The following is a 23194-nucleotide window of genomic DNA, read 5'->3' on the forward strand; positions in this document are numbered from 1 at the left end:
GCACCGCTGCGCCACTCAGTTCGGTCGCAGCTTGTCCAGGCGGTCGGTCAGCGCCACCCAGAACGCGGCAGGCAGCTCGGCACGCAGCGGAACCGCGTAGTGCCAATCATTGCCAAACGCACGGCATTTCACCGCGTCCTTCTCGGTCATCAGCACCGGCAGCTGGCTGCCGAAGGACAGGTCCTGCGGCTGGTAGGCCTGATGATCGGCGAAGGCATGCGGCACCACGCCGATGCCACGCGCGCGCAGCATGTCGAAGAAGCGCTGCGGATGCGCGATACCGGCCACGGCGTGCACGCGCTGGCCCTTGAAGTACGCCAGCGGGCGCGCACGGCCACCGGCCAGTGGCTGCGCGCTGTCGATGTGCAGCGCCATCGGCCATTGGCCGAAGCCACAGGCCTGCGTCGCGGTCTCTTCGTCGGCCTGGCCCAGATTCACTACACGGAAGTCGCATTCGCTGGCACGGCTGACCGGTTCGCGCAGCGGCCCGGCCGGGATCATCCGGCCATTGCCGTAGCGGCGCTGGGCATCGACTACTTCAATCTCGATGTCGCGCGCCAGCCGATAGTGCTGCAGGCCGTCGTCGCAGACGATCACGTCGCAACCGGCTTCGATCAGGGCCTTGCCTGCGGCCACTCGGTCGCGGTCCACCCGCACCGGCACGCCGGTCTTCCAGGCGATCAGCACCGGCTCGTCACCGCCCTTGGCGGTCGGCGTGTCGGCCTGCACCCACAGCGGTTTGTCGGCGTCTTCGCGGCCGTAGCCACGGCTGGCCACGCCCGGCTTCCAGCCAGCGGCTCGCAGGCGCTCCACCAGCGCGATGGTCAGCGGCGTCTTGCCGGTGCCACCGGCGGTGATGTTGCCTACCACGATGACCGGCACCGGCAGCGTGTAGTGCTTGCGCCAGCCGCGCCGGTAGGCACGCCGGCGCAACGCGGTGACACCGGCGTACAGCGGCGCCAGCAGGCGCATCGCCCACGGAACCGGGCTGCCGTCGTACCAGTACGGCGGGGTCTGGGTACCCTTGCCGGCCATCAGTCCTGCCTTTCGCGGAACTGCATGCTGTGCAGATGCTGGTACAGGCCGCCCATGGTCAGAAGCTCCTTGTGGGTGCCACGCTCGACGATGCGGCCGTGGTCCATCACCAGCACCTGGTCGGCATGCTCGATGGTCGACAGGCGGTGCGCGATGACCAGCGTGGTGCGCTCGGGCATCAGGCGCTGCAGCGCGTCCTGCACCAGGCGCTCGGATTCATTGTCGAGCGCGGCGGTGGCTTCGTCGAGGATCAGGATCGGCGCATCGCGCAGGATCGCGCGGGCGATCGCCAGGCGCTGGCGCTGACCACCGGACAACAGCGCGCCATTCTCGCCGACCGGGGTCTGCAGCTGCTGCGGCATGCGCGCGATGAACTCCCACGCATTGGCCGCTTCGGCCGCCGCACGGATCTGTTCGTCGGTCGCGTCCATGCCATAGGCGATGTTGGCGCCGATGGTGTCGTCGAACAGCATGACCTTCTGCCCGACCATTGCCACCTGGCGGCGCAGGTCGGCCAACGGATAGTCGTCCAGCGCCACACCATCCAGCGTGATGCGCCCGCCGCTGGGCTCGTAGAAGCGCGGCACCAGCCGGATCAGGCTGGTCTTGCCACTGCCGGAACGGCCGACGATGGCGGTAACCGTGCCCGGCTTGGCGACGAAGCTGATGTCGTCCAGGGCAATGCCACTGTCTTCGCGGTAACGCAGCATGACGTGCTCGAATGCCAGTTCACCGCGTACGCGCTGCGCTGCATTGCGGCCCTCGTCGCGCTCGACCGGCATGTCGAGGATGTCGAACAGGCGCTCGGCAGCGGACACGCCACGGGAAATCGAGGACTGCACGCTGGTCAACCGGCGCAGCGACGGAATGATCGCGGTCATCGAGATCATCAGGCCCATGAACTGGCCGGCGTTCAGGCGCCCCGCCAAGGCTTCACGGGTCGACACCCAGACGATCACCGCCAGGGCCAGCGCAGCCAGGAACTGGACCACGCTGGAGGCACCGGCACGGGTGATTTCCACCTTCATGTTCAGTGCCAGCATGCGGTTGGCCAGGCGCGAGTAACGCGACATCTCATGCTGCTGGGTGCCGTGCACCTTCACTTCCTGCTGCGCGGCCAGCGACTGCTCGGCGGTCTGCGCCATCGTACCCATGCCGTCCTGGATGCCGCGGCTGATACGGCGGTAGCGCTTGCCGACGTAGGACACGATCACGCCGATCATCGGCACCACCACCAGCATCGCCACGGTGACCTTGACGCTCATCTGCAGCATCACTGCCAGCATGGCGATGATGGTCAGGGTATCTGCCACCACGGTCTTGAGCGCATCGGCGCTGGCCTGGGTGACCTGCTCGGTGTCGAAATTCAGGCGACTGACCATCACCGGCGTCGATTCGGTATCGAAATGCGAGGACGGCAGGTGCAGGTACTTGGCCAGCACCTGCTCACGCAGGTCGCGCACCACGCTGCGGCCGGTCTTGGCCAGCGCGTAGTCGCTGACCCAGGTGGCGGCGCTGCGCATCAGGAACAGGCCGAGGATGGTCAGCGGCAGGATCACCGCCATTCTGGGCTCGGGATTGACGAAGCCGCGATTGACCAGCGGCTCCATCAGCTTGGTGAAGTGGTAGCCGGCCACCGACTCCACCACCATGGCGATGACGGCGGCAACCATCAGGCCCCAGTAGGCGCGGGTATACCCCAACAGACGTTTGTAGATCGGCCACACCGGCGCGTGTTTGGAACTCATGGACGCACCTCGGGTGCTGTTGCAATGGCAATACGGCGGAAACCGAGCTGACCCAGCGCATCCTGCGCGGTCACCACGGCCTGGTAGGGAGTGCGTGCGTCGGCGCGTAACAGCACCGGCTGCGTGCGGTCGCTGCCGGCCACGGCGGCGATGGTCTGCTTGACCGACTCGACGTCGCTGCGCAGCACTTCCTGGTCATTGATGAAATAGCGGCCTTCGGCGTTGATCAACACGCTGAGCGAGCGCGGCGGTTCGTTGCTGGGCTGATCGCTGGCGGTCGGCAGCTGCACCTGCAGCGTCGAGCGCGCATCGAAGGTGGTGGTGACCACGAAGAAGATGATCAGCACCAGGATGACGTCGATCAGCGGCACCAGGTCGATATGCGGCTCATCCTGGGATCGGTCGTTGCCGATACGCATCGATCAGGCCTTTGCCGTGGCAGCATTGGCTGGACGTGCGGCCGGGGCCGGGTTCAACACCCCGGGACGGCCGTCGAGCGTATCCAGCAGCGCGCTGGCTTCCTGCTCCATCTCCACCACATAGCCGTGGATGCGGCCCTTGAAGTAGCGGTGGAACATCAGTGCCGGAATGGCCACGATCATGCCGGTGGCGGTGCACACCAGCGCCTTGCCGATGCCACCGGCCAGCTGGTTCACATCACCCACGCCGTGGTCGAGGATGCCCAGGAACATCTGGATCATGCCGATCACCGTGCCCAGCAGGCCCAGCAACGGGCCGGCCGAAGCAATGGTGCCCAGCGCGTTGAGGAAGCGTTCCATGCGGTGCACCAGGTGGCGGCCGGTGTCTTCGATGCGTTCACGGATCTGGTCACGCGGCCGGTTGCGCGCTTCCAGCGCAGCGGCCAGCAGCGCGCCCAGCGGCGAGTTGCTGCGCAGGGTCTGCAGGTGGGCCGGGTCGAGCTTGCCGCGTGCCGCCCAGTTGCGCACTTCCTGGCCGAGGCCGGGCGGCAGCACTTCAGTACGCCGCAGGGACCAGAAACGCTCCAGGATGATCGCCAAAGCCAGTACGCCCAACAGCAGCAGCGGCACCATCGGCCAGCCACCGGCCTTGACCAGTTCCCACACGTTTCAACCCTCCGGCCCAGCGGCCGCTTGTTCAATCGGCGATAGGATAGCAGCCGACCGCGCCCGCCCAGCGGCATCCCACCACCGGGATGCGTGGATACGCTGTTCACGCAGCTGCAGCCCTTGTGCGCCAAGCCATACGCGGATTGCACCGGAATCGGCCGTGGCCAGCACTTCGGCCCCCTGCGCCTGCCAGCGCCGGACCACGTCCGGGCGGGGATGGCCGAAGCGGTTCTGGTGGCCGGCCGAAACCAGCGCCAGCCGTGGTGCTACCGCGGCCACCCACGGGCCGCTGGAGCTGCCGCCGCTGCCATGGTGCGGCACCAGCACCACGTCCGCCTTCAGTGCCGTTGGGGACGCCTGCAGCAGCGCCTGCTCGGCCGGCTGACCGATATCGCCGGCCAGCAGCACCACGCCATGGCGGCTGGCGATGCGCAGCACGCAGCTGTCCTCGTTCTCGGCGTGGCGGCTGCCGGGCGCCGGGTGCAGCACCTGGAAATCGACCCCGTCCCACTGCCAGCGCAGCCCCTGCTGGCACGGCCGGGTACCGGCGATGGCGCTGCCCGGTGGCGCCAGCAGCTGCAGCCCCGGCAGCTGGCGACGCAGGCTGGGCAGGCTGCCGGTGTGGTCGAGGTGATCGTGGCTGAGCATCACCTGCTGCGGCGGCGCCTGCCCCAGCGCGCGCAGGGCCGGGACCAGGATCCGCTCGTTGCCATCGCCGCCGGTCGGCGGCCCGACGTCGTACCAGAGTGCGTGCCGCGCGGTGCGCAGCAGCACCGCCGTGCCCTGGCCAACATCGTGCACCAGCAGTTCCAGCTCCCCTTCCGCCGGTGTCTCACGTGCCGGCCACAGCAGCGGCAGGCATAACAGCAGGCCGGCCAGGCCGCCGCCGTTCCCGCGAGGCAGCAGCCACCAGAACACCCCCAGCAACGCTGCGGGTACCGCCCAGCGCGTCGCCTCGGCCAGCCACCACATCGCCTGCGGATGCAGGGCCAGCGGCTGCAGGGCCTGCCAGCTGAGCTCGAACAGCCCAGCAGCGGCGCGCCATGCCCAGCGCCCCGCCCCGTCGTGCAGCGCATGCAACCCGGTCCCCAGCAGCGACAGCGGCACTACCAGCAGCGTCCACCAGGGGATGATCGGCAGGTTGACCAGCGGGCCCAAGCGGGCAGTGCCGCCAAACAGCGCCACGCACAACGGCAGCAGGCCGAGGCTGGCAACGCCCTGGGCGGCCAGGAATCCGCGCAGGCCAGCACCGACGCCCTCCGGCCCGCTGCGGGGCAGGCACCACAGCAGCCACAGCACGCCACCGAAGCTGAGCCAGAAACCGGCGGCCAGCACCGACAGCGGTGCCGGCAGCAGCATCACCACGGCAGCCAGTGCCAACCCCTGCCCCGCACCGACCGGACGACGCCCGGCGCGGGCCAACGCAACCACGCCGATCATCAGCGCGGCGCGCACCGTGGGCAGCGCGCCGCCGGCGACCACCGCGTAGATTACCGCCGCCAATGCGGCGCCCCACGCGGCCGCCTGCGGCCGTGGCCAGCAGCGGGCCAACCATGGGCACAGCCACCACAGCCCCCGGCACAACATCACGCCAAAGCCGGCAACCACACCGACATGGAATCCGGAGATGGCGACCAGATGGGTCAGGCCCAGAGCGCGCAGGTGTTCCCAGTCGGTATCGGACAAGCCGCGGGTATCGCCCAGTGCCAGCGCCTGTACGAAGCGAGCGGCAGGATGGGCAACCTGGGTGGCGATGGCAGCACTGCTGCGCTCGCGCCAGGCCGGCAGGCCGTGCGCGGGTCGCCGCTCACGCGCACTCGCCGGATCGCGCACCGTACCGGTGCCGGATATACCCCGCAGCAATGCATGGCGCTCGCCGTCAAAGCCTCCAGGATTGATCCGCGAACGCGGTGCCCGCACCCGCAGCGACAGCTCCCAGTGCGCGCCAGCTTGAACCGCATGGCGCCCACCATCGGTGCCGCTCGCAGGCGGTCCACGCCATGGATCGTTCCAGGTGATCTGCAGGCGCTTGCCACGCAAGGAGGGCAGCGCATCGGCCTCGTCGACCTTCAACACGAAACGGGTATAGCCGGGGCCACTGTGTGGAAGATCAACCACTCGGCCAAGGACCTGCACGCCCTGCGCCGGCCCTCCGGGTGGAAGCTGGTCCTGCAGGACCCAGTGTCCGTGCAATGCCGCCCACGACAGGCCGAACAGTGCAGCCGCCCAGGCGCGGCCGCGCCAAGGCACGATCCAGCCTGTGGCGCTGGCAATGGCCAACGGCATGCACAGCCACAACGGCGGCAGCACCGGCAGCTGCACGCAGGCCAGCGCACCCAGCACCAGACCGGCGGCACAACCACTGCCAAACAGCGGTGGGGCGGATCGTTCGACGACCATCACCCCAGCCTGGCGCCGGGGCAGCAGGTTGCCTATCGGGTTTTAGCCCGTATTGGCGTCAGCGGCGGACGCTACCGCGATGGAAATTGACACGGAAACTGGCGCCACCACCGGCCGCCTCGCCGACGCTGACCGATCCGCCATGGTGCTGCACGATCTCCTTGACCAGATGCAGGCCCAGGCCACTACCACTGCCGGCCGCACGCAGCCGATGGAACGGCTCGAAGATCGCCTCGCGGTCACCGACCGGAATGCCGGCACCCTGGTCACTGACTTCCAGCAGGCCGCGCGCGTCCAGCCGTACGCAGATGGTTCCGCGCCCGCCACCATGGACGATGGCGTTGTGGACCAGGTTGGCGATCACCCGCCCCAGCGCCAGGCTGTCGCCGTGGATCCACACCGGCACTTCCGGCGCATCCACTTCAAAGCCATAGCCGGCGCCGACCACCAACGGCGCAAGATCCGCGGCCGCTTCGCGTACCAGCAGCGCCAGGTCCAGCCGCTGCAGTGCGCCGACATTGCGATCGAGCCGCTGCAGGTCCAGCAGATGCTCGGCGACGTTGCCGAGGCGGGCGACATCGGTCAACAGCTGCGACTTCAACTCGCCCTGCGGCAGCTGCGACAGCCGCGCCTGCACCACTGCGATCGGCACGCGCAGTTCGTGCGCGGCATCGGCGAGGAACTTGTCACGCGCGGCATACCCCTGCTGCACCTTGTCGATTGCGTCGTTGAAGGCTTCCACCAGCGGTGCGACCTCGGTCGATACCAGCTGTGCATCCAGTCGCGCACCCGGCTGGCCGATATCCAGCTCCTTGGCCTGCTGCGCGGAACGGCGCACCCCGCGCATCGCACGGTGGATCACCGTCGGCATCACCAGCAGCGTGACCACGATCAACGGCAGGAAGAACCACAGGCCGATCAGGCGCAGCACCATCAGCGCGCCATCCAGCAGGCCGCCCTTCGGCGCGCCACCGACCATCACCGTGATGCGACGACCATCTTCCTTGCGGATCATCACCCGCGCCACGTCCAGGTACGGTGGCACCAGCGAGCCGAGTTCGGTGGCACCCAACGTCGGCAGACGCGCAAGCAGCGGTGCGTGGATCGCAGGGATCGTGCCGCGCTCCAGCCACACGCCCTTGTCATCGACGGCCGCGAACCACAGGTTACCGCCTGCCTCCGCGTCCAGCCTGCGCCAGCGCGCTTCGTCCAGGACCAAATGGCCGCCGTCGCTGTGCACCGCCTTGGCGACCGCCTCGGCCATGAACATGTCCATGCCCCAGGTGTCCTTGTCGCCCCAGGTCAGGATCAGCGCGACCACCGCGAACAGCACGGTGAAGGCCTGCGCGAGGAACAGGCGCCAGGCCAGACCCAGCGTGATGGAACGGATCGGACGCGCCATCTCAGCCCTCCGCCAGCAGATAGCCGACACCGCGGATCACATGAATTTCCACGCCCGCCCCGGCCTGCTGCAGCGCCTTGCGCAGCTTGGATATATGCGCGTCGAGCGCATTGGACTGAATCTCATCATCGAACCCGTACACTGCCGCCTCCAGCGCGCTGCGGGTGACGGTCCGCCCCTGCCGCATCGCCAATGCCTGCAGCACCAGCACCTGGCGCCGTGGCAACGCCAGCGGCTGGCCCTCCACCTGCGCCTGCAGCGACTCGAAGTCAAATTCCAGCCGGCCCAGGTGCAGGCTCGGCGTCACCATCGCCGACGGCCGCCGCGACACCGCGCGGATGCGCGCCATCAGCTCCTCGATCGCCACCGGCTTGACCAGGTAGTCATCGGCGCCGACATCCAGTCCTTCAACCTTGTCCGACAACGTGCCCTTGGCGGTCAGCATGATCACCGCCAGGTTCGGCCGCAGCGAACGCGCGGTGGCGACGAAACCTGCGCCATCGCCATCGGGCAGCTGCCGGTCGAGCAGCATCAGCTGGTGCACCGGCTCGCGCAATGCGATCGCCGCCTCGGCCAGGCTGCCGACCACGTCGGCGACCACGCCCTGCCGCTCCAGGCCCGATTGCAGGGCACGGGACAGATCGGGATCGTCTTCGACCAGGAGGATGCGCATCAGCGGCTCGGTTACGGAAACGGTGCCGATCATAGTGCCTGCCGCCAGCTTTTTCCCCCAGGCGTGCCGATTGCACCGGCGCAATGTTCTGACAATGTTGAGCCCTCACCATGCGCAGCCATCCCCCGCAAAGTGGTTGATCGATGCCGTCGCTGCCCCCGAAACTGCTGCGCCCGTTGCTGTTCTCCGCCGCCATTGGCCTGCCACTGGCAGCGTACGCCGGCGAGCAGAACCCGGGCGTGCAGGCCGGTATAAGCGCAGGGGCGACCTCTGGGGCCTACGCCCACTATGACGTCAAGCCGCTGGTCGTACCGTCCATTGCCTGGCAGGGCCAGCGCTTCTTCGCCAGCCCCGGCTCGCTGGGCATGTACCTGTACAAGGGCCGGGGCCTGCGCCTGTCGGCTGCGGTCACCCCGTACACGCTGCGCTTCAAGACCGACGACGTGAACGATCCGCAGCTGCGCCGCCTGCACAGCCGGCAGATGTCGGCCATGGCCGGGCTCAACGGCGAATACAGCGCTGACTGGGGCATCGTCGAAGCCAGCGTGATGCGCGAGGTCACCGGCCATGGCGGCGGCATTGAATCGCGCCTGCATTACAGCTATCCGATCCAGGCCGGACGCTTCACCTGGGTGCCCCGGGTGGGTGTGGTGCATTCCAGTGCACGCCTGCTCGACTACTACTACGGCATCAGCGACGAGGAAGCAGTGCGCTCGGGGCTTGCCGCCTACAACCCGGGTAGCGCGACGTCGCCGAGCCTGCAGATCGCGGTGAGCACGCCCTTGGGCACGAAGTGGCGCGCGACCGGCGTGGTCGCCAACCAATGGTTCGGTGATGCAGTGAAGGACAGCCCGATGGCGCGACGCGGTACACAGACGTCAGCCTTCGTTTCCCTGATGCGCTCGTTCTGATCGAGCGCCCGTTACGGACAAGGACACCCCACATGGCCTCCGTCTCCCCCACCACCGAAGCGCACGCGATCCTGCGTGCGCCCGACCTGGACAGCGCCGAGCGCGCCTACCTCGTCCTCATGCCCGACCTTGAGCACGTGAACGCACTGGCACGACGGGCGCTGGGCCTGTCCCGCGTGGCCGATGCGGCACGCGGCTACGCGCTGTCGATGACCCTGGTCGGGCTGCGCCTGCAGGAACTGGAAATGGGCGAAGCGACGGCCAAGGAACATCGCCAGGCGACGCTGCGCAGCCTGCGGCAGGCCTTCAGCGCCTGATCTCCAGCGTTCAGTGCCGGCGCATGCCCCCCCGTGCCGTGCCGTGCGGTTTCCACTCAGCGGAAGGTGGTCCAGGCCAGTACCGCCGCCAGCAGGGCCACCCAGATCACCGCCTTGAACGTGCCTTCCAGCATGTTGCCGCCGAACAGCAGTTCGAAAAACGGATTGGGCCTGGAAACCGGGACGTGATCGCTCATGCGGCAGCTCCTTGCAGTGACGGCGCGATTGCGCGGTAGACCGGAGTCTACGCCTGCACGGCCCGGATTCATCGCTCCCCGGCCGTCTTTGGCGGTTCAATTCCGGCCTTCGTCGCAGGCCGGCTGCAGCACCCCACATGTCATGCCAGCCTGCGTGCACTTTCCCGCTGGAGCACCGTGCCATGCCGATGCTTGCCTTGATGCTGCTGCTCTCCAGCCTGTTCAGCGCTGGCAACGAGCCCACTGAAGAGGCCCTTCGCAGCCAGATCCTGCTTGCCGAAACCCAGCAGCCGGAAGCCGCACGACAGGATTGCGGCTCGCCCTCCCTGCTGCTGTACCGGCTGCGCCAGGACCGGGTCCTGCGGCTGGCCAACCAGCCCCTGCAACACGCCCCCACCGATACCCAGCCCACGCTTGGCGCGACGGTTCGCGTTGCCCAGCTCTGGGAGCGCGTGGACGGCCACTGGAAGCTGCAGCGGATGATCAGCGTCGAAGACCTGGTCGTGCAGCACTGACCATGTGCAACTGTGGCCGATGCCAAAAACGAGAAAAGCCGGCCCAGGGCCGGCTTTCATCGTAGTCCACCGCTGCACCGGCAGTGCCGGGAGCCAGGTGGTGGGCGGTACAGGGTTCGAACCTGTGACCCCTACCATGTCAAGGTAGTGCTCTACCGCTGAGCTAACCGCCCATATTGTTCCTGCCGCCCGAAAGCTGGCCTTGCTACGTAAAAACCCGGCGCCAGGGCCGGGCTTTGCAGTTCACGACAACCCTCCTGCGAGGACTTCGTGGTGGGCGGTACAGGGTTCGAACCTGTGACCCCTACCATGTCAAGGTAGTGCTCTACCGCTGAGCTAACCGCCCGTATTGCTTCTGCATTTCCGCGAATGCGTCGGTGCAGGCCGCGTATATTACGGATGCCGGCGGTTGAGCGCAATACTTTTGTGAAGATGATGCTGCACTGCCGCGTTCAGCCGAGGCTGGCCTCCTTCAGCTGCCGGATCTGGTCGCGCACGCGCGCGGCGTCCTCGAATTCCAGGTCCTTGGCGTGCTGGTACATCTTCTGCTCCAGCGCCTTGAGCCGGGCCGCCAGCTGGGCCGGGCTGAGCGAACGATAATCGGCCGCTTCCTCGGCCACGCCGGCCTTGCCCTTGCCTTTACCCTTCTTCGCCTCTTTCTCGGCTGCATCCGAACGTGCACCTTCCAGCACGTCGACGATCGGGCGCGCCACCGAGCGCGGCACGATGCCGTGCTCCTCGTTGTACTCGACCTGCTTGGCACGACGGCGGTCGGTCTCGTCGATCGCCGCCTGCATCGAGCGGGTGATCTTGTCGGCGTACAGGATCGCCTTGCCGCGAACGTTGCGCGCGGCGCGGCCGATGGTCTGGATCAGCGAGCCGGTGGAGCGCAGGAAGCCCTCCTTGTCCGCGTCCAGGATCGCAACCAGTGACACCTCGGGCATGTCCAGGCCTTCGCGCAGCAGGTTGATGCCCACCAGCACGTCAAACTTGCCCAGGCGCAGATCGCGGATGATTTCCACACGCTCGACGGTATCCACGTCCGAGTGCAGGTAGCGCACGCGGATGCCATGTTCGGTGAGATATTCGGTGAGGTTCTCGGCCATGCGCTTGGTCAAGGTGGTGACCAGCACGCGGTCGCCAGCCTTGATGCGCTCGTTGGCTTCGCTCATCAGATCATCGACCTGGGTGCCGACCGGGCGGATCTCCACCACCGGGTCGATCAGGCCGGTCGGCCGCACCACCAGCTCAGTGATTTCTTCGCCGGCCTCCCGATACTCGTACGGTCCCGGCGTCGCCGACACATAGATGCTACGCGGGCAGCGCTCTTCCCATTCCTCGAAGCGCAGTGGACGGTTGTCCAGCGCCGACGGCAGGCGGAAACCGAACTCCACCAACGTCTCCTTGCGCGAACGATCGCCCTTGAACATGGCGCCGATCTGCGGGATGGTCACGTGCGATTCGTCGATCACCAGCAGCGCATCGGGCGGCAGGTAATCGAACAGGGTCGGTGGCGGTTCGCCGGCATTCTTGCCGGTGAGGTGCCGGGAGTAGTTCTCGATGCCGTTGCAGAAGCCGACCTCGGCCATCATCTCGATGTCGAACTGGGTGCGCTGGGCCAGGCGCTGCGCTTCGACCAGCTTGTTCTGCGCATACAGCTGCTCAAGCCGCTCCTTCAGCTCGACCTTGATGGTTTCCACTGCTGCCAGCACGCGTTCGCGCGTGGTTGCATAGTGGGTCTTCGGGTAGACCGTGAAGCGCATCAGGTTGCGCATCGTCTCACCGGTCAGCGGATCGAACAGGGTGATCTTCTCGACCTCGCCATCGAACAGTTCGATGCGCAGCGCCTCGCTGTCCGACTCGGCCGGGAACACGTCGATCACCTCGCCGCGTACGCGGAACGTACCGCGCTGCAGCTCGTACTCGTTGCGCGTGTACTGCAGCTGGGTCAGGTGATTGATCAGGTCGCGCTGGTCGATGCGCTCGCCCTTGGACAGGATCAGGCGCAGCGACAGGTAGTCTTCCGGCGCGCCCAGGCCATAGATGGCCGACACCGTCGCCACTACGATCGCATCCGGGCGCGACAGCAGGGTCTTGGTCGCGGCCAGCCGCATCTGCTCGATGTGCTCGTTGATCGAACTGTCCTTCTCGATGAAGGTATCCGACGACGGCACGTAGGCTTCGGGCTGGTAGTAATCGTAATAGCTGACGAAATACTCCACCGCGTTGTGCGGGAAGAACGCCTTGAACTCGCCATACAGCTGCGCCGCCAGCGTCTTGTTCGGCGCCATGATCAGCGTCGGCTTCTGCACGTTCTGGATGACATTGGCGATGGTGTAGGTCTTGCCCGAGCCGGTGACGCCCAGCAGGGTCTGCTTGGCGATGCCTGCTTCGAAATTGCTGGTCAGCTTGGCGATGGCATCGGGCTGGTCGCCTGCCGGCGAATACGGCGAGACGAGTTCAAAACGGTCGCTCATGGTGTTGCCAGTTCCATGGTGGTGCCAGTTCACGGGAGTGGTGAGTATACGGGGCATGGAGTGACGGCCCGCTGAGGGGTTTCCGGGCAGGTGAGCGCGGCGTTGGGTGATGGTGAATGCCCCGGCGTACGTCGAGGCTGGAGGCATGTCCCATCGTCTTCGCCCTGCCCGGCTCCACCGCGGGCTCCATCTGATCGAGCTGCTGGTCGCCGTCATGGTGCTGTCGGTCCTGCTGGCGTTGGCCTGGGGCCCTTGGCAACGCACGCTGCGGCACTTCCAGGCGGAAGCGCTGCGCGCCGAACTGGTCGCCAGCCTGTCGATGGCGCGCAGCGCCGCCATCACCGAACGCCGCCGCGTGACGGTCTGTGGCACATCGGATGGCATGACCTGCGACCAGGCATGGAGCCAGGGCTGGCGGGTGCAGGTCGAACCGGCCAACAGCGCAACTGGCACCGCAAGGGAACTGCGCGTGCAGAGGGCACGCCAGCGTCATGTCGACCTGCGCACCAGCGATCATCGGCCCGATGTGCGGTTCCGGCCCGACGGCCGCAATGCCGGCACCAACCAGTCCATCGTGCTGTGCGTGGACGGGCAGGAGCACAGCCGCGTCATCATCAGCGTCCCCGGACGGGTCAGGAGCCAGCGCCCGCAAAGGCCCACCGCCTGCTGAAGTCCGCAGCGCCATCGTGCAAACGAAAAAAGCCGCGATTTCTCGCGGCTTTCTCGAATCTGGCGCCCGAAGTTGGACTCGAACCAACGACCCCCTGATTAACAGTCAAGTGCTCTAACCGGCTGAGCTATTCGGGCGGGGTGCGCATTTTAGCCAGCGTTTGCAGGGGAGTGCAAGCCTTTTCTGCAACGCGGCCCAAAGGCCCGCCCTTTACCAGCATCCGGGACCCTTGCTGGCATTCGGCGTCTTTCGCCCGGCCTGGTCCAGGCTCAGTGTGCCGCAGCCGTCCTTCTTCTGGATCTCGGTCGGTGCCGCCTGGAGGGTAAAGGAGGTGCCGTTCGGCGTTCCCACGTAGGAAAGCGTGTATCTGGCGGTACCGTCACGCGGCGATTGCGAGAACGGCAGCGTCAAGCCCGCGTAGGTGTTCTCCACGGTATGCCGCCGCTCCAGCATCTGCGCCAGCTCGACCAGATCGGCCTTGGCCTGGGCACGATTGGCCTTGCGCACATAGGCCTGGTACGAAGGCAACGCGATGGCAGCAAGAATGGCAACCACGGCCACGGTGATCATCAGCTCGATCAGGGTGAAGCCGGTGGCGGTTCGACGCCTGCTGTACACATGCATGGGCAACCTCGATATCGGATTCATCAACGGATCTGCCGCCACGACTGTCGTCCACAGGGTCGAGGCATGTAAAGCGGATCGGCGCCGGCCGCACGCAGCACGAACGTACACTGGCTGGCCTGCAGCATCTTGTCGACCGTGCATCCCGTGTCGCCTGGTTTGCAGGGCGTAAGCTTGGGCACAAAGATGTTGGTGTCCTTCACTGGCGGCCCTTGGCTGAGGTCACCCTTCTTGGTCAGGGCGACACCACCGCAGTTGCCGGTGCACAGCGCTTCTCCTCCGATCGTTGGACTCAGGCCGGACATCTGGCCTCCACCGGTCAGCAGGTTGAGACCGTACAGCCAGTTCACGCCACCCCCGCTGCCGCAGATGGCGGTACCCGGCACATAGGACGTGAAGAACACGATGCCGTTCTGCACACGGGGGTTGCCGACGAAGCGTTCGCCTTCGACTGCCGATCCGGCCTGCAGGTCCACATACCAGCCGCGGGCCGAACCGTAGTTCACCGCATTGCGGGTGACATCACGCAATTGATAGCCGCTGGCCGATGTACCGGTAGTGATTACTTGCTGTACCAGGTTGTCGCGCGTGCCGACCGCACTGGCGAGGTTGTCCCAGATGCCATACAGCGACTGCACTGGCGAAGTGCTGCTGACCGCATTGTCATCGGCGGCGAAGTACTGGCCGGTACCGAAGAACAGACTGATGCCACCGCCTGGGCCCGTGCTGATCTCGATGCCGCTCATGATCGGCTGCGGGCTGTTGTTGCGCGTAGCAGTGAACAGCGGAGTTCCAGACAGGGCGATGTTCCAATCGGCCGGATCGGTACTGGAAAGATCAAACTTCCAGATATTGCCCTGCATGTCACCGCCGTACACAGTGTCGGTGATGCCGTCATTGTTCTTCAACGCCACGGTGGCGATGTTGATCAGACCATTGCGTGCCGCGTACTTGGCACCTACCGGCGAAAGCCGCTTGAGCACCTTGCCGGTCTGGATATCGGCCACGAACAGCGCTGCCTTGCCGCTGGTGGAGTTGACGCCATTGCCGAAGATCGCGACGAAACGCGGCGCAGCATTGGCATCGGCGCCCTTCACCGCCACCACAGCCGGCTTGCCAAGCACGAACCCGAGATCCGACTCCGTCTTGCCCGAGACTTCCCACAACACACTCGATGCACCGAACGAGGTCGGATCGCTGACATTCAGCGCGAACACAGAGCCATTGCCTACGCTCGCCGCATTGGGCGCCTTGCTGGAGCCACCACCACCCGTAGTGCCCACCAGCACCGTGTTCCAGGCATCCCCGTAGTAAACGTCGGACGATGTCAGTGGGCCATCCACGTAGTAGCGATGCCCATACTTGGGATTGGCCAGCTCGGCGATGTGCTGCATCGCAGCTGAGGGAATGAAGGCCAGCTCTTCCGTGCCGCCGGACGCCCCATTCGAACCGTTGAAACCATGCACCATGCCGTCATTGGCGCCAACATAGATCATCGTCGGCGGCCCTGATGTCGCACGCTTCGCTTTCAGGAAGCTGTCATAAGACGTGCCCAGAGTCGCCTTCCACTTGACTGTCGACTGCCTCGCCCAGCCTGCATAGCCGAAGTCATCCGTTTTGGAGACGATCTCGGTGGTGGAATTGACGATGTCACCCAACGGCGATGTGCGCGAACGCAGGCCACTCACCGCTGCCCCCCGCAGATAGTTGACCAGATTGGTCGAGGTCATCTTGCCGAACCAGGCAGGAATCGAGTCGCTGAATCCCAACGCAGACAGCTTCGCCCGCTCATCGGTGCCCGGCAGATTGGTGGCCAGGAACTCGGTCGCATTGACCGGGGTCACCGTGCCATCGGACGCAGTCCTGGTGGGGGACGTCGCCATGTAGATGCGGCGCGTGGCACTGCCGATGCTGCTGGACGCCTTCCACAGCACGGCACCATCCGCACCCTGGCCGTCGACCTGGGTGGCAATGACATCACCGGTCCAGTCCACAGTGCCAGAGGGCACGCTGTAGTGGGACGATACGGTGAACGAGTTGGTCGAAATACGCGCGCCACTGCCGCTGCCACCGACCGGCGCATCACCTTCCGCTGCACTGTTGAAGATCGCCTCCAGCGCCTCCTTCAGCTTGGTCGGATTGCGTGCCAGGAAGTAGTTGTCCGGCACGCCTGGTTTCTTGCTGTCCCACTTCTTACCGGCCGGGACACCGTACTTGGCGGCATACCAGAGCGGGCTCTCAAGCTGGCCAGCGGCACCACTGGCCGCCTTGTACTTGATCACGATCGGGCGGTTCCACTCGGCAAAGCTGTATGGGAAGTCCGCTGACGACGACAACACGGAGCCGTTCTTATTGCCCCGGCGCAACGCCAGTCGCTGGACCGTTTCCTTTGCGTTCGACCCAGAAATCGTATAGCCAGTCAGCATCGCATTGCCTGCGTATGCAGACAGATTCTCGATGCGAATCAGCACTTCGTCATCCCTCACCTTACCGGCGAGATTCGTACCGATCCAGTCGTCATCCCTGGTTGTGGTGTAGTTGCACAACCTTCCACCAGCTGCCGCATCGACGCTCCGCTTTGCATCGGCCCGCCAACAAATATTATTGAAACCAGAATTACTATCGCACGCCGCACCTACGCAATAGCTCAGCATCGAAACAACGTCATTGTCATGATCGTTGCCCCACAGCGAATCCTCCCATACCAGCGAGAAACTGCCAGACGTGCCATTGGCTTCGTACCTGCGGCCATAAGTATTGACCGGATTGGTCGTGGAGATCTTCGTGCCCACCCCAACAGACCCAAGGAAGCAGCTACGCCAATTTCCAGAGGAACTGGTGGCACCCTCACTCGTATTCGCCTGGCACAGCGGCGCCAAGCTGATCACCCGATCCCCAATTTTGATATCGAACTTGGGCAGATTCTCCGCCATGGCCACCGCATAGGTGGTTGCGGTCACTTTGTAACTCGAGGGTTTACCCTGCACGCCGGGGCGCAGGTCAACGCTTGCCGCACCCTTGGCCATGCCAGCCATCAGATAACTGCCTTCCATTGTAGGAATATCCGGGCAGATACCTCGAGCAGTACTGAGACTACCTAGAACGCGCCCTTCGCAGATGTCCTCATGGGTGTTATTCGCATTGCTTGCAGTTGCCGTGTTTCGGCCGACCATCCACGACTTTCCGGCAATTCCCTCCGCAGTACCGATTGCATTGGTCTGCGCCACAGCATCGATTGACGCGGGTAGAGTGCCGATATTGTCCCCATCAAAGGACGGCAAACCAGAAGACAGGACGAGGATATTGCAGGTTGCACAATAGGAGTTCCCTCCCTTTGCCGGCTCCCGATAGGGATCGGCCCAGCTGATCGACTTGGGCAGGCCGGAAAGCTCACCAGTAGTCACCCCGTATGCACCCGTGGCCGCAGAGTTCGCAATGTAGCGAAGTGCTTCTGCGTACATTTCTGCCAATGGATTACCCCAGGCACTGCACTTCTGCGAGCCAGCACCAGGATTGTCGAGGATCAACTTTCCATCGGTGCCGGCTCGATTCAGAATGCCGTACCGATCGCAGTCCGTCCAATTGTTCGACCAATTCCACTTATCGAGACGGAAGTTGGAGATTGCATTGATTACCCCTTCATCATCCGCCTTGGCGTTACCGACGAGGTTGAGGTAGCAGAACTGTCCCGTGGATAGATTGATTTCGTCACCGGCCGAACAGAAAGTGGTGCTGTTGCCCGCCAGCTTGCCGATGTTGCGACGAAGCACGCCGCCGTCGCGAGGGTTCGCGTAGGAACCACTGATCAGACCAAAGCGCAGTCGACCACTTTCGCCATAGGTCTGCAGGAGACCGGCAGGTTTGTATCGATCGGTCGTGCCATCGCTGTACTTCCGACAATTGCTTTCGCGTACGGCGGAGCTTCCGGAGTCGCATACTTCCACGCGGACGGTGTAGTCCGTTGCCGAGCGGGGGATGTCAGCGTAGCCGTCCGCGTTGCTGGCTCGGCCGGTATCGCATTGATTGCTGGCTGTCGATGCCCACTCGCTCAAGGCGCCCGCAGCCACTCGCATAAGTGGTGCACCCGTTGCCGAGCGCGTCGCACTGCAGAAGCTGAAAGTTGTCGAGCTTCCTGGGACGTTGGCAAACTCGCGGAGATTCGTGCCGCTGTAAACCTTGACCCAGGCATGCAGGTCGCTCGGTATCGGCGCACGCTCCAGTACGGTTTTCTCTTTCGTGTCAGTAAAGCGCTGTCCTCCATACAGGACACTTCGCATTACATCCAGGCGACTCATCGTCACCCAGTTCAGGAAATTTCCTGACCAGAGTCCCGTCGTGCAGCTGTGCCCATTGGCCCCAGCGGCAGCCTTGGATGCCTTGAAGACATCACTGGCGTAGTTGTAGCACAGCTTCGAATCGAAATACCCGCCGTACTCGAACGTGTCCAGGTAGGTCGTGTCGAGCACCCCGTCCTCATCCAGGTCGCTGTAGTCGCTGTAGGCCTTGTTGAACAGCTGCTCGTCGCGCGACATCACCATCATCATCAATGGCGGCTGGCTCTGCTTGCTGTACAGCGGCTCCTGCGCGATGTCGTAGTCACCAAGCGCGGCCTGCAGCGGAATGATCAACGCGGCAAGGCCGGCAAGCGCAGCAACACCCACACCGGCCCGCAGCCAGGTGGAGGAACGAAGTCGAAGGAAACGGCGCTCGCTGTTCATGGGATGAAGATCGTGTCGATGACCGCACTGGCGGACGCATTGGAGGGATCGTCACTGGCAAGCGCCGTGACCTGGTAGATGTTCCCGGTTTCTTCGTTCTGTCGGCCGCCGGTGCGCCGGCTGGACGCTGCAAAGCACTTGTCGATGCGACGCGTGTAGGTGGACTTGGTTTCACTGAGACCATCGGCCCACGTCTGCGGATCGTAGGAGGGACTGCACTCCTCCTGGTTGGCCTTGAAGATGCCCCCGTCAGCCAGTGCCTTCTCGATGGATTTCTCGGTCTGCCGGGCGTCGGCCTCAGCGTTCTGGAAGGCAACGTTGCTGCGCAGATAGTTGGCGGCCATCCGTTCCTGCATGCTCGTGACCTGCATGCCGGCGATACCCAGCAGGGCCATCAGTACCAGCATGATCAGCACGACATACAGCACCGCGCCGCGCTGGGAACGCGGGGAATGCAGAGAGCGGCGGCGGGCGGGATGGGTACGCATGGTGGCCTCAGTTGCCATACAGGCGATTGCGCAGAGCGATCGTGCTCTGGTAGGCGGCGCGCATGCGGCCGTCAGAGGGCGCGGTATAGGTCACGCCGAGCGCGCTCAGCGGCGCACTCGAACTGGCCTGGGCAGATGCGGCCGGATCTGGACTGGATACCACCAGCCCCAACTGCACCGTGCCCACGCGCTGCCAGCCGCGCGAGGCCGGCACGATGGAGGCCTGAACATCGGTCGCGGTACCCTGGCGATCGATGTAGCCGGTCGGCGAGACCGTGCTCAGACCATGATCCTGGCCATACAGGAGCTGCATGTTCTCCACGCCTTCGACCAGCGCCTCTGCCGGTCCTGCCACCAGGGCAGCACCGGGCTTGGCGGTGAATCGAAGGCGATACAGCGAGGATTGCTTGGTCGTAGCGTCGTAGCCCACGTACAGGATCGACGTCTCGGCGCGATACAGCACCGCCTGGCCGGGCTCGTAGTTGCGGGCGATGGCCACGTCGTTGTTGGGTGCAGTGCCCACCGTCACGGTGCCGGCCTTTGCGTCGATCGCACGAGCCTGGAAGACCGTGGCGGAAATGCAGTCGGCCACACCGAACAACCCCGGGTCGGTAACGCCGCTATCAAGCACGGCAAGACGTTTGGGATCAAAACTGAAAACCGGCTGGGCAACCGTTCCGGCTACCGCCGTGACCGGCACACCGGTCGGCACCAGATAGCGCAGAGCGACGATATCGCTGCCGTCGACCCGGTTCTTGATGGCCGCGGCGAACTCACTCGGCAACGCCGGGGAGTACTTGTTGCCCCCCGTTGACGGCGTTGCCGCCAACGTCAGTGCGTCGCCCGGCTTGGTATCCGTTGCTTCATAGCCCTGGATCGACCGCGCGAAGTCCAGCGCGGGGTGGCCTCCCGCAGCGAAGGTGGTTGCCAAGGTGCCCTGCGGATCATGCGCCTGATCGTTCACGCAGCCGAAGTGTCCCGCCATGCGCAGTTCGCGTTGCAGGGAATCCATCGCGAAACGGCTGTTCTCCTGGACCCGCGCCAGCCCTTCAGACAGCTGGTAGGCCGTGCGTGAAGCGGCAAACACCTGGACCACGCCCAGCATGATGATCAGGCCGATGGTCAGGGCGATCATCAACTCGATCAACGACAGGCCACTCATCGCTTGGCGGGAGCGCATTCTGGTCATCACAGCAGGCTCTCGGCAGCAAAGGTGGTGTCAGCCTTCGAATCGGGATTCCAACGCTCATCGCCCCAACTGACCGACACCCGTACCCGGCCGTCGTTGACGGTTACCGTTCCGGATGCCGAGTCACCCAGTGCGCGGCCCAGGCGGCAGCGCCAGTCGCGGGTGAAATCATCCTTGCCGATATCCTTGCCGATGGACGGCGCGCAGTCCCCCTTGCCGGTGGTAGCAGCATAGGTACCGGCATAGCTGAGCGCGTTGATCCGGTTGGCCCGGATCTGATCAAGCAGCTCGTACCCCAGGTTGGTGGCCTGGGTGCGGTAGTTCGCGCTCTGCACGAACCGTACATTCATCGTCTGCAGCAGCGCGAAGCCCAGCAGGCCGATACCCATCACCAGGATCGCGATCATGACCTCGATCAGGGTGAAACCGCCCTGCGCCGTACGGTGCGGTTGGAAGCCGATCCTTCTCATGAGCAACTCTCCTTCAACAGCCGGACCTGTCCCGTAGGCGGTATGCGTAGCGTCCGCTGCAGGGGCTGGTCGCCACACTTCTCAGGGCGAAGTGTCACTTCCACTTCCGCGTTGGCGCGATTGCGGCCACGTCCATCGAAGCCGATGGTCAACGTTTCGGTTGCGGACTTCATGGTCGGGCGACCTTCGCTGTAGCGCAGCACGTTCTCACCGGAATCAAGCGACCCGTTCCCGTTGCGATCCTCCCAGACCATCCAGCCGTCGGCCCAGCTGCTGCCATCACATTCCTTGCCCGCTGTGGATGCGCATACAGCCCCACCATGCGTGTTCTTTATTGCCTCGGAACGGGCAAGTGCCAGCGACGCGATCAGTTCGTTGGTCGTCGTGGCCAAACGATTTGAGCGGATCGTGCTCTGGAAGCTGGGATACGCAATGGTGCTCAGGATCGCCAGTACGGCAACCGTGACCATCAACTCAACCAGCGTGAAGCCGTTTTGCCGGCGCAAAGACATTGGACGCTCCCCAGCGTGTTGGTGGCCACGATGGGCCATCGCCCCGCCACCGGCAAGCGGCGGCAGGATGAACGGTCAATCCGGGGCGACGGGCGTCAAAGGCTTGACGACCCGCCCTCCCCTGCCGGTGCCGGCGCGATCCCCATCGCGCCGGCGCAGGCTCAGGCCAGCACCTGGTAGCAGGGCTGGTACTCGCCGGAGATCTTCATCCGGCGCTGCTCGACGAAGGCACGCAGCAGCCCATCCAGGGCCTGCATCATGTCCGTATCGCCGTGGATCTGGAACGGCCCGAACTGCTCGATGCGGCGCATGCCGTCTTCCTTCACGTTGCCGGCGACGATGCCCGAGAACGCCCGGCGCAGGTCGGCCGCCAGTGCGTGCGGCGCGCGCCCGTGGTGCAGGTCCAGCGCGGCCATGGCCTCGTGGGTCGGCACGAACGGCTGCTGGTACTCCCACGGAATCTCGATGGACCAGTTGAAGAAGAACGAGTCCTTCTGCGCCAGGCGATGCTCGCGCACGCGCTTGATGCCGGCCGACATATTCTTGGCCACCGCCACCGGGTCGCCGATGATGATCTCGTAGCGCTCGGCGGCTTCATCGCCCAGGGTCAGGCGGATGAAGCGGTCGATCTGCTCGAAGTACGGCGCGGCCACGGTCGGGCCGGTCAGGATCAGCGGGAACGGCAGGTCCTTGTTTTCCTCGCGCAGCAGGATGCCGAGCAGGTACAGGATTTCCTCGGCGGTGCCGACGCCACCGGCGAACACGATGATGCCGTGGCCAATGCGGACGAAAGCCTCCAGGCGCTTCTCGATGTCCGGCATGATCACCAGGTGGTTGACGATCGGGTTCGGCGACTCGGCGGCGATGATGCCCGGCTCGGTCAGGCCGATGTAACGCGTCACGGTGCGGCGCTGCTTGGCATGGGCGATGGTGGCGCCCTTCATCGGGCCCTTCATCGCGCCCGGACCACAGCCGGTGCAGATGTCCAGACCGCGCAGGCCCAGCTCGTAGCCCACCTGCTTGGTGTACAGGTATTCGTCGCGCGAGATCGAGTGGCCGCCCCAGCACACCACCAGGTTCGGGTCGCCCGGGTTGAGGATGCGCGCGTTGCGCAGCAGGCCGAACACCGCATTGGTGATGCCCTCGGACGACTCCAGCTCGGCCGCGTAGGCCGGGCCCATCTCGATGGCCATGTAGGCCAAGTCACGCACCACGGCGAACAGCAGTTCGGCGACGCCGCGGATGATCTCGCCATCGACGAAGGCCATCGCCGGTGCATTGACCAGGTCGATGCGCACGCCGCGATCCTGCTGCGCCACCTGGATGTCGAAATCGGGATACAGATCGCGCGCCGCGCGCGGATCGTCAGAGGCGCTGCCGCTGGTCAGCACGGCCAGCGCGCAGCGGCGCAGCAGCTCGTGCATACCGCCGGCAGACGCATCGCGCAGGCGGGCCACTTCGGCCCGCGACAGCACATCCAGCCCACCGCGCGGGTAGATCCGCGCGTCCTGCACCGGCAGTGCACGGGCTGATTTTTCGTTCGTGGTCATGTCCAATTTTTCGCTTCCTTCAAGGTTTCCGACTGTACTGCCGCCCCCTTAAAAAGCAAAACGGCCGGGAAGCCCGACCGTTGGATGTGTGCTTCCCGCGTTCGCCTTTCCGGGACCGCATCGGCGGCGTTGGCACCGCGCACATTTCTGGATGCTACGCCGATGCCAGGTGACCTGCAAGAACTTTCGCCTGAACGGAAAACGGCCGGG

At 65.1% G+C, this 23194-nt stretch carries 20 protein-coding genes and 3 tRNA genes; 4 read left to right on the top strand and 19 right to left on the bottom strand.

Annotated elements, in window-relative coordinates; all coding sequences use genetic code 11:
* Positions 1 to 15 precede the first annotated feature (15 nt).
* The 7 genes from lpxK to AC07M7_RS00205 are packed head-to-tail and all read right to left on the bottom strand — an operon-like array spanning position 16 to position 8346.
* On the bottom strand, positions 16 to 1035 hold the full coding sequence (gene lpxK, locus AC07M7_RS00175; protein WP_046984505.1) for a tetraacyldisaccharide 4'-kinase: 1020 nt from the start codon (positions 1033 to 1035) through the stop codon (positions 16 to 18).
* Complete coding sequence (gene msbA / locus AC07M7_RS00180; RefSeq protein ID WP_136638765.1) at positions 1035 to 2783, bottom strand: lipid A export permease/ATP-binding protein MsbA; 1749 nt, start codon at positions 2781 to 2783, stop codon at positions 1035 to 1037. Before msbA ends, lpxK begins: the two co-directional genes overlap by 1 nt.
* Complete coding sequence (locus AC07M7_RS00185; protein WP_046984507.1) at positions 2780 to 3202, bottom strand: ExbD/TolR family protein; 423 nt, start codon at positions 3200 to 3202, stop codon at positions 2780 to 2782. Before AC07M7_RS00185 ends, msbA begins: the two co-directional genes overlap by 4 nt.
* Positions 3203 to 3205: 3 nt before the next feature.
* Positions 3206 to 3868 (bottom strand): MotA/TolQ/ExbB proton channel family protein, encoded by a 663-nt coding sequence (locus AC07M7_RS00190; RefSeq protein WP_046984508.1) that lies wholly within the window; start codon positions 3866 to 3868, stop codon positions 3206 to 3208.
* A gap of 3 nt (positions 3869 to 3871) precedes the next feature.
* Positions 3872 to 6271 carry a DNA internalization-related competence protein ComEC/Rec2 gene (locus AC07M7_RS00195; RefSeq protein ID WP_495206504.1) on the bottom strand — a complete coding sequence of 800 codons (2400 nt, stop codon included), beginning with the start codon at positions 6269 to 6271 and terminating at the stop codon, positions 3872 to 3874.
* Positions 6272 to 6329: 58 nt separating this feature from the next.
* Positions 6330 to 7673, bottom strand: a complete 1344-nt coding sequence (locus AC07M7_RS00200; protein WP_253078659.1) for a sensor histidine kinase — start codon at positions 7671 to 7673, stop codon at positions 6330 to 6332.
* A gap of 1 nt (position 7674) precedes the next feature.
* Positions 7675 to 8346, bottom strand: coding sequence for a response regulator transcription factor (locus tag AC07M7_RS00205; protein ID WP_046984515.1), 672 nt, complete (start codon positions 8344 to 8346; stop codon positions 7675 to 7677).
* A gap of 143 nt (positions 8347 to 8489) precedes the next feature.
* On the opposite strand from AC07M7_RS00205, the gene AC07M7_RS00210 reads away from it, so the two are divergent.
* On the top strand, positions 8490 to 9257 hold the full coding sequence (locus AC07M7_RS00210; RefSeq protein WP_253078660.1) for a MipA/OmpV family protein: 768 nt from the start codon (positions 8490 to 8492) through the stop codon (positions 9255 to 9257).
* Between the two features lie 32 nt (positions 9258 to 9289).
* Entirely contained in the window at positions 9290 to 9574 is a 285-nt protein-coding gene (locus tag AC07M7_RS00215) for a hypothetical protein (protein ID WP_004152241.1), read from the top strand.
* A gap of 56 nt (positions 9575 to 9630) precedes the next feature.
* On the opposite strand, the gene AC07M7_RS00220 is transcribed toward AC07M7_RS00215, so the two are convergent.
* Positions 9631 to 9771 (bottom strand): hypothetical protein, encoded by a 141-nt coding sequence (locus AC07M7_RS00220; protein WP_162838403.1) that lies wholly within the window; start codon positions 9769 to 9771, stop codon positions 9631 to 9633.
* Between the two features lie 182 nt (positions 9772 to 9953).
* Between AC07M7_RS00220 and AC07M7_RS00225 the strand changes: the two genes are divergently transcribed.
* A complete protein-coding gene (locus tag AC07M7_RS00225; RefSeq protein WP_478475105.1) occupies positions 9954 to 10286 on the top strand; it encodes a hypothetical protein in 333 nt (110 codons plus the stop codon).
* Between the two features lie 98 nt (positions 10287 to 10384).
* Here AC07M7_RS00225 and AC07M7_RS00230 read toward each other — a convergent pair.
* The 3 genes from AC07M7_RS00230 to uvrB all read right to left on the bottom strand — a co-directional run bounded on the left by AC07M7_RS00230 (position 10385) and on the right by uvrB (position 12763).
* A tRNA-Val gene (locus AC07M7_RS00230) sits at positions 10385 to 10459 on the bottom strand.
* A 98-nt stretch (positions 10460 to 10557) separates the two neighbouring features.
* Positions 10558 to 10632, bottom strand: a tRNA-Val gene (locus tag AC07M7_RS00235).
* A 106-nt stretch (positions 10633 to 10738) separates the two neighbouring features.
* The gene (gene uvrB, locus AC07M7_RS00240) at positions 10739 to 12763 is read right to left on the bottom strand and encodes an excinuclease ABC subunit UvrB (RefSeq protein ID WP_046984513.1); all 2025 of its coding nucleotides are present in this window, start codon (positions 12761 to 12763) and stop codon (positions 10739 to 10741) included.
* 109 nt (positions 12764 to 12872) lie between these two features.
* Between uvrB and AC07M7_RS00245 the strand changes: the two genes are divergently transcribed.
* A complete protein-coding gene (locus AC07M7_RS00245; RefSeq protein WP_495206505.1) occupies positions 12873 to 13433 on the top strand; it encodes a GspH/FimT family pseudopilin in 561 nt (186 codons plus the stop codon).
* A 60-nt stretch (positions 13434 to 13493) separates the two neighbouring features.
* Here AC07M7_RS00245 and AC07M7_RS00250 read toward each other — a convergent pair.
* The 8 genes from AC07M7_RS00250 to ppnN form a co-directional block, all read right to left on the bottom strand.
* A tRNA-Asn gene (locus tag AC07M7_RS00250) sits at positions 13494 to 13570 on the bottom strand.
* Positions 13571 to 13643: 73 nt separating this feature from the next.
* Positions 13644 to 14057, bottom strand: coding sequence for a type IV pilin protein (locus tag AC07M7_RS00255; protein WP_428709145.1), 414 nt, complete (start codon positions 14055 to 14057; stop codon positions 13644 to 13646).
* A gap of 23 nt (positions 14058 to 14080) precedes the next feature.
* On the bottom strand, positions 14081 to 18775 hold the full coding sequence (locus AC07M7_RS00260) for a pilus assembly protein (RefSeq protein ID WP_495206506.1): 4695 nt from the start codon (positions 18773 to 18775) through the stop codon (positions 14081 to 14083).
* Positions 18772 to 19263, bottom strand: coding sequence for a pilus assembly PilX family protein (locus tag AC07M7_RS00265; protein WP_097049164.1), 492 nt, complete (start codon positions 19261 to 19263; stop codon positions 18772 to 18774). Before AC07M7_RS00265 ends, AC07M7_RS00260 begins: the two co-directional genes overlap by 4 nt.
* A 7-nt stretch (positions 19264 to 19270) precedes the next feature.
* A complete protein-coding gene (locus AC07M7_RS00270) occupies positions 19271 to 20443 on the bottom strand; it encodes a PilW family protein (RefSeq protein ID WP_495206507.1) in 1173 nt (390 codons plus the stop codon).
* A gap of 8 nt (positions 20444 to 20451) precedes the next feature.
* Positions 20452 to 20922 carry a type IV pilus modification protein PilV gene (gene pilV / locus AC07M7_RS00275; protein ID WP_049399922.1) on the bottom strand — a complete coding sequence of 157 codons (471 nt, stop codon included), beginning with the start codon at positions 20920 to 20922 and terminating at the stop codon, positions 20452 to 20454.
* Positions 20919 to 21434: a GspH/FimT family pseudopilin gene (locus tag AC07M7_RS00280; protein ID WP_495206508.1), complete on the bottom strand. Its 516-nt coding sequence runs from the start codon at positions 21432 to 21434 to the stop codon at positions 20919 to 20921. Before AC07M7_RS00280 ends, pilV begins: the two co-directional genes overlap by 4 nt.
* A gap of 161 nt (positions 21435 to 21595) precedes the next feature.
* Entirely contained in the window at positions 21596 to 22984 is a 1389-nt protein-coding gene (ppnN, locus tag AC07M7_RS00285; protein WP_495206509.1) for a nucleotide 5'-monophosphate nucleosidase PpnN, read from the bottom strand.
* Positions 22985 to 23194: the final 210 nt, after the last annotated feature.

The organism is Stenotrophomonas sp. GW821-FHT09E08 (assembly GCF_059416125.1).